The sequence below is a fragment of the Gordonia sp. NPDC003585 genome (assembly GCF_040610755.1).
GTDB lineage: Bacteria > Actinomycetota > Actinomycetes > Mycobacteriales > Mycobacteriaceae > Gordonia.
The window spans coordinates 1-7043 of the sequence record NZ_JBEXMX010000136.1 but is presented as its reverse complement, the minus strand read 5'-3'; the positions used below and the strand labels follow the sequence as shown (position 1 = coordinate 7043).

6 protein-coding genes and 2 pseudogenes are annotated in these 7043 nt (G+C 68.2%); 2 read left to right on the top strand and 6 right to left on the bottom strand.

Translation table 11 applies throughout. The features are described 5' to 3' along the window. The 4 genes and pseudogenes from ABZW74_RS23365 to ssd form a co-directional block, all read right to left on the bottom strand. Nucleotides 1–200, bottom strand: a pseudogene (locus ABZW74_RS23365) (type II secretion system protein F); the annotation flags it as partial. Next, nucleotides 197–1021, bottom strand: a complete 825-nt coding sequence (locus ABZW74_RS23360; protein WP_355279758.1) for a type II secretion system protein F — start codon at nucleotides 1019–1021, stop codon at nucleotides 197–199. The pseudogene ABZW74_RS23365 and the gene ABZW74_RS23360, both read right to left, overlap by 4 nt. Then, nucleotides 1018–2187, bottom strand: coding sequence for a TadA family conjugal transfer-associated ATPase (locus ABZW74_RS23355; protein ID WP_240856179.1), 1170 nt, complete (start codon nucleotides 2185–2187; stop codon nucleotides 1018–1020). The genes ABZW74_RS23360 and ABZW74_RS23355 overlap by 4 nt, the downstream gene beginning before the upstream one ends. Then, complete coding sequence (gene ssd, locus ABZW74_RS23350; protein ID WP_355279755.1) at nucleotides 2184–3245, bottom strand: septum site-determining protein Ssd; 1062 nt, start codon at nucleotides 3243–3245, stop codon at nucleotides 2184–2186. The genes ABZW74_RS23355 and ssd overlap by 4 nt, the downstream gene beginning before the upstream one ends. A gap of 389 nt (nucleotides 3246–3634) precedes the next feature. On the opposite strand from ssd, the gene ABZW74_RS23345 reads away from it, so the two are divergent. Next, complete coding sequence (locus ABZW74_RS23345; RefSeq protein WP_240856181.1) at nucleotides 3635–4537, top strand: HAD-IB family hydrolase; 903 nt, start codon at nucleotides 3635–3637, stop codon at nucleotides 4535–4537. Nucleotides 4538–5066: 529 nt separating this feature from the next. Here ABZW74_RS23345 and ABZW74_RS23340 read toward each other — a convergent pair. Continuing rightward, on the bottom strand, nucleotides 5067–5945 hold the full coding sequence (locus ABZW74_RS23340; protein ID WP_240856182.1) for an alpha/beta fold hydrolase: 879 nt from the start codon (nucleotides 5943–5945) through the stop codon (nucleotides 5067–5069). Nucleotides 5946–6027: 82 nt separating this feature from the next. Here ABZW74_RS23340 and ABZW74_RS23335 point away from each other — a divergent pair, with 82 nt between their 5' ends. After that, nucleotides 6028–6654 carry a helix-turn-helix domain-containing protein gene (locus ABZW74_RS23335; RefSeq protein ID WP_355279750.1) on the top strand — a complete coding sequence of 209 codons (627 nt, stop codon included), beginning with the start codon at nucleotides 6028–6030 and terminating at the stop codon, nucleotides 6652–6654. A 5-nt stretch (nucleotides 6655–6659) separates the two neighbouring features. Here the strand turns inward: ABZW74_RS23335 and ABZW74_RS23330 are convergent. Continuing rightward, nucleotides 6660–7043, bottom strand: a pseudogene (locus ABZW74_RS23330) (oxidoreductase); the annotation flags it as partial.

Below are 7043 nucleotides of genomic sequence, written 5' to 3'. Positions count from 1 at the left end.
CGCAAACACACCGCGAACAGGTCGAACGCTGCGGCCACCGCGAACGGATCGTCCGACGCCGATCGCACACCGAGCCAGCGTGCTTCACGTCCGCGTGGTGGCGGCATCTCGACCACGCGGTACAGCGACCACCCCGGCCCCGGCCAGATGACCACGGCTAGCGCAGCCACCGCCAACCCCAGCGCAAGAGGCGGATTCACGGCGTCAGCACCCGAGCGGTGAGTCGCTCTGCCCAGACGAGCCCCGCCGCGACCAGCCCCGTCCCGACCACCAGCAGAATCCCGCCGAGCCCGCCCCCGCTGAGGACCTGCAGCGGTCGGGCGCCCGTGGCCTGCCCGAGCGCGATGCCCAGGACCGGCAGACCGGCAAGGACGACGGCGGTGGCGCGCGGTCCTGCGAGACCTGCGCGGGTGCGATCGATGAAAGCCCTGCGCGCCAGCAGATCCGATCGCAGCGCCCCCAGCAGATCGGCCATCGGCAGGCCGTGCCGCTCGGAGGTCTGCCATGCGACACCGACGCGCTGCCACGACACCGGCCCCCACGCCGCGTCCCCTGTCGGCACCGGGTCGACCACTGCACCGCCGAGTTCGGCGCGGCAGGCCATCGCCTCGAGGCCGTCGGCAACCTCCGAACGGCCCACGCCCATCCGGAGTTCGGACACCGCGACCAAGCATGCCCGTGTCGGCGGTGTCCCGACCGACATCTCGGCGGTGATCGTCGACAATGCGCGCACCATGTCGTCGATCCGTGCCTCGACCGCACGCTCAGCTGCACGGCGACGACGCCGCCACCAGATCACCGACACCACGATCGTGGCGGCGACACCCGCAGCCACCCCTCCGATCATCAGGGCAGCCAACGGAATCGCAGCAATCAGTACGGCCCGAACATCGACCGACCGCGCACGCGGCGCTGCGTCCACGTGGACAGAGAGTCGATGTTCGACGCGACTCGCCGGCCACCACAGCACTGCCAACGCTGCGGCCACGAAGGCCGGACACCACCACACCGCCTCGGTCATCGAGCCGCCAGCAGTTCATCGAGATGGACTCTCCCACTGGTGAACCCGGATGTCCGCAACCACACCGGCAGAATCCGCACCAGGCCGTCGTCGTCGCGGGTGACGACGCCGACCTCGGCAAGCCCACGCCGGCCATCGCCGCCCCGTGCCACGCCCAGCACAACCTGGAGCGCGGCCGCCAACTGGCTGTGCAGAGCCGCACGATTCATCCCACCCAATGCGGCGAGCGCCTCCATCCGCGCCGGCAGTTCGGCGGTCGAGTTCGCGTGCACAGTACCAGCACTGCCGTCGTGTCCGGTGTTCAACGCCGTCAGCAGATCGATCACCTCGGCGCCGCGTACCTCACCGACCACGATCCGGTCGGGCCGCATCCGCAGCGCCTGCCGTACCAATGCCCGTACCGGGACGTCGCCCACCCCTTCGACATTCGGAGCACGAGCAACCAGGCGCACCACTTGCGGATGCTGTGGCGCGAGTTCGAGCGCATCCTCCACACACAGCACACGCTCGGCCGGGTTCATCGCCCCGATCAGGGCGTTGAGCAGTGTGGTCTTGCCCGACCCGGTACCGCCGACGATGAGGAAGGCCAGCCGCGCCCGCAGCAGGTCCGTCACCAGTGGAACCACCTCGGGCGGGATCGCGCCCGACGCGACGAGAGAGTCGAGATCCTTGGTGGCCGAACGCAACACCCGCAGCGAGATGCAGGTGCCGTCGGCCGACAGCGGCGGGATGATCGCGTGCAAACGCACGGTGTAACCGCGTCGGCCGACGTTCGACAGCTGGCCGTCGACCCAGGGCTGAGCATCGTCGAGCCTACGTCCGGCCCCGAGTGCGAGGCGGCCGGCCAGACGCCGCACCGACGCCTCGTCGGCGAAGGTGATGGGTGCGCGTTGCAGACCGTGACCGCGGTCGACCCACACGTGCCGGGGTCCGGCCACCAAGATGTCGGCGATGTCGGGCTCGGCCAGCAGTTGTTCCAGCTTGCCCGCGCCGGTCAGCTCCGTCTGCAGAAACCGCAGTGCAGCAAGAAGATCGGTGTCGCCCAGGACGCCACCGGACTCCGCACGGATGGCCGCTGCGATCACCTCGGCGGTGGGTTCGGCGGCGTCGGTGGCCAATCGGGACCGTACTCGGTCGAGCAGTTCCTCGTCCGTCCGCGCACTCACGCCGCGATCCTTTCGCCGGGCGAGACGCGACCATAGATGGCCTGCGCCGCCCGCCCGAGGGGGCTGCGCGGACTGATATGAGGACGTCCGGACTCCAGGTGTGCGGGCAAGCGCGGATCGGGACGGTAGGACGCCAACAGCGGCAGACCCACCGCGTCGGCAACCTGGCAGGCACGCAGTCCGCCGGGCGACGGCCCGCGCACGCACAGCGCTACCTGCACGTCGCCGGTGAGCAAGCGCTTCGCGGTGCGTCGGGCGGCGGCACACCCCACCACCGTCGGCGTTGTCACCAGCACCACCAGGTCTGTCGACTCGATCGCCGCGACAACCGCGGGATGGGACTCGCGGGGTAGGTCGAGCACCACCAGATCGCCGTTACCTCGGCCGGCATCGATGACTGCGCTGACCGCGTCCGCACGAAGGGCCGTGCAGTCATCACCCCGCGACGCCAGCACCGACAGGCGATCCTCCGCCTTGGGCAGTGCGTGGTGAAGCGCGGGCGCGGAGACCGCCCCACCTTCCAGCGACAGATCCTGCCACCGCAGGCCGGGACGATCCTCGATCCCCAGCAGAAGATCGGCGCCGGGACCGCCTTCGTCGAGATCGAGCAGAAGCGTGTGAGATCCGGCCCGGGCCGCCGTCAGCGCCACCGCGAGCGACAGCACCGACGCACCGGCACCGCCATGTGCCGGTAGCAAAGCCACTGCGCCCACGGGGTTTCGGCGAGGCGCCCGAATCACACTGAGGGCACGGACGAGCCGCCCGTCATCGGCGGGCAGGGACACAGCGTCGTCGGCACCGAGATCGAGGGCCAGACGCCAGCTGCGGGCCGGCGGTTCACCGTTGGCGACCAGGATGACACCGGCGCGACGCGGTTGGCCGGCGGTCGCCAGCACGTCGAGGGCATCGGGATCGACGAGCACCGCGCGGGAGGTCAGCCACGGCCTGCGACAGTCGCGAGGATCGGCCGTCACCATGCGGTAGCCCGCCGCGGCCGCACAGCGCGCGACATCGTCGTGCAGATCGGGAGACAGGAGGGCGAGCAGTTCGTCGGGCATGGCGTCGATGATGGATGTCGCGACGGCCGACGGACCGAGCGCACACAGGGAGCCAGTGCGATCTGTGGACAGAGCCGCGCCTGTGGAAAATCGATCGGGACTCGGGGCCACAGACGGTCATACTGACTGCGACGTCCGGGGAACCTACCCCAGAAAGAGGACAACCCCGGCCAGGGGGGGAGGAGGCCGGGGTCGTCGCGTTTCAGCCCCGGGGGGTCGGGCTGAAAGGCACCGGTTAATAACCGGGTAAGACCGACTATACACACGCCGTTCGAATCATTGCAACTACAACAAAGGAACTTTGCCAGGTCACGTTTTCATATCGGACCTGCGGTTTTCTTACCGTTGCGTAGGTTATGGCCCGACCAGTACATGCCTATCGATCGAACATGTGCTCGCGGGGCCGTACCCTGGGGAATGTGACAGACACCGCGTCGGCGGAGCCTCCTGCAGAGCAGAACGGCGAGGCGCCTGGGTCGCCTGCCACCGAGCCCGACGCCGCCCGCCCGCCCAGAATCGCGGCATTCTTCGATCTGGACAAGACGGTCATCGCCAAGTCGAGCGCCCTCGCGTTCTCCCGACCGTTTTACGACGGCGGCCTGATCAATCGCCGGTCGGTGCTCAAGTCCAGTTACGCGCACTTCGTCTTCCTCCTCACCGCCGCCGACCACGACCAGGTGGAGCAACTACGCCGCCACGTCATGGACATGTGCCGCGGCTGGGACGTCGATCAGGTCAGCGCCATCGTGCGCGAGACACTCGACGAGGTGGTGCAGCCGCTCGTCTTCGCCGAGGCCGCAGATCTGATCGCCGATCACCATCGGCGCGGCCACGACGTGGTGCTCGTCTCGGCGTCCGGACGGGAGGTGGTGGAGCCGATCGGCGAGCTCGTCGGCGCCGACCACGTCCGCGCCAGCCGGATGAAGGTGGTGGACGGCCGCTACTCGGGAGAGCTCGAATTCTATTGCCACGGAGAGGAAAAGGCCGTCGCGATGAACGAGATGGCAGACACCTACGGCTACCGGCTCGCCGACTGCTACGCCTACTCCGACTCGATCACCGACCTGCCCATGCTGGCGGCGGTCGGGCATCCGGTCGCGGTCAACCCCGACCGCGCGCTTCGCAAACACGCAACCGAGCACGGCTGGGGCGTGATGGCGTTCGGCCGGCCGATACCCGCCCGCGAGCGCCTGACCAGCACCGGGCCGGCGCTCGCGATGGGTGCCGCGGTCTCGGCAGCGGCGGTCGTCGTCGGCGCTGTTGTATTGCGCCACTTGCGCTCTGGCTCGTGACGCCGCCGCCGAGCGCGCTCGACACAGCCGGCGGACCACGCAGTTTGTGCAAGAGGACAACGTCGGGCCAAGTTTGGTCCATTCGACCCTTGATGTGACCGCAGTCACGGTGTACAAAAGGGGTACGGAATCTCGGAAGGCAAAGTTCGACTCGGAAGAGAAGGATCGAACCCCCACGCCGAGCACTTCCCAGCACGGGCGGCAAGCACCCACGCGGAGCGCGCCGCACAGAGGCAGAAGCGTTGTGCGCCTGCGACATTGCGGTCAGCAAGCAGAACATCACCAGATAGCGCCACATCGGGCACTCCGCCCTCGGGCATCCAAGTTCGAGAACAGCCCGGGTGGAGAAGGCAGCGACCGGCAACATCGGTGATGGTCACAGTGACCTGGCTCGTAATCCCTCGCCGAGGCGATCACCACAACCCACCTTGCACGCTTGGTAACTTGGGTCCGTGCTTATGCGGGCGGCAACCTCGCCGGAGACGGCAGGGAGGCCGCCCGCAGTGCTGTGCAGGGAAAGATACTTCCGTCAGATCATCCAGTTGCGAATGCCCGCAACGAATTCCTCCGGGGCGTCGGACTCCGGATAGGTGCCGGCCCCCTCGATGATCACCGTCTGTGATTCGGGGAATTCACGCTCGAGACGTTCCCGTTCTTTCGTGCGGAAGGCGATGTCGGCGTCGCCCCAGATGATCAGCGTCGGGAGATGCCTGACGCTGTCGAGGCCGTTCTCGATCCCGGCAAAGAACTCACCACTGGCCAGTACGCGTCTGGGCAGCACCGCCGCCGCCTGCCGACGCGCGGGCGTGTCTTGCGCCCGGAGATAGTGGTCGAGCTCCGCCGAGGTGACCTTTCGCAGTCGGTGGCCGGTGGGGATGAACGCTCGTACGAGCATGTTGAGGCGTCGAACGAGAAGGGCCGTCACCGGGTTGCCCATCACGCGGCTGAACGCTTGGAAGTGAAGCTCGCCGTTGACGGGCCACGCCCAGGTGTTCGCGAGGACCAAACGACTGAACAGTTTCGGGTGTCGTTGTGCGACAGCCAGTCCGATCGGGCCGCCCCAGTCCTGGCCGACGAGTGTCAGCCCGGTGAGGCCGAGTGCGTCGACGAAACCGGCGACCACGTCGGCGTGCTCCTCGGGCAGGAATCGATACCCGGGAGCGGGAACGGACAGCCCGAATCCGGGGTAGTCGAGGGCGATGCACCGGAAACCGGCCCGCAGCTCGCGAATCACGTCGCGGAAGAGGAACGACCACGTCGGGTTCCCGTGCAGGAACAGCAGCGTGGGCCCCGATCCTTCGTCGACGTAGTGGACGGTGTGGCCGTCGATCTCGACGAATCGGCTCTGGAACGGGAACATCTCGTCGTCGACCCAGGTCGGCCGCACGTGGACGCCGGTTTCAGTCATGTCATGACCCTCTCACGTGTACTTGAGTTTATAAAGTACGATTGAAAGTATCACGCAGCTGGACCGATGGCAGGAGATACGGATGCGTAGTTACGGGCAGTACTGCGGACTCGCGCGATCCCTCGAGGTCGTCGGAGATCGGTGGAACCTGCTAATCGTCCGCCAACTCCTCATGGCCCCGGCCCGCTACCGCGATCTGGCGGACGGCCTTCCCGGGATCGCGACCAACCTGCTGGCCGATCGGCTCCGCGACCTCGAGACCGCAGGCGTCGTCGAGCGGCGCCTGGCCGGGACCGGCAGCGTGGTGGAGTACGCGCTCACGCCGTGGGGTGCCGAACTTCGCGAGCCCATCAATGGACTGATCCGCTGGTCGACGCCACTGATGATCCGCGGCCCCGAGGGCGACATCTTCCGTCTCGAATGGCTGATGCTCGCGCTTCCCGCCCTCCTCGACAAGCGCGTCACATCCCGACCCACGGAAGCGATCGGACTCGCGATCGACGAGACGACACTTCGACTACGGGCGACGCGCTACGGGTTCGAGGTGGGTCCGCGCGACGAACGCGCCCTGGCGGGCACCGTGCGGGCGGAACCGATGTGCATCCTCGGCCTCGCCGCCGGCGCACTCGACTTCGACGACGCCGCCGCGCTCGGACTCATCGAGATCGAAGGCGACGAGGCGAGCGTCCGCGCGATGTTCGGGTCTTGATCCGGCTATCCCGCGCGTGCGGCGTCGGCGATCGAACGTGCCTCTCCCGCACCGGCTTCCAACGCCTCGCAGCAGAAGACGATCCAGGCGGCCAAACCGTCGGGTGCCCCGGACGCAAACCCCTGCGCCAGTGAGCGGTAGTCCCCGATTCTTCTGAGCCAGGTCACCTCGGGGACCCCGAGGTTGTGCGGGTCGAGTCCCGTCGCGGTACTCACGAGCCGCGACGCCGCACGCGCGAGGACCCCGTTCGCGGTCGGGAAGGCCCGCACGCCGAGCAGTTCGCCGTGCACCACGGCCGCCAGCACCGGCGCCGGGACCGATGACGCGCCGGTGATCAGCTGGCCGAGCAGATCGAGGCGAGCCGCGACATCGTCACCCGCCCGCGGCCG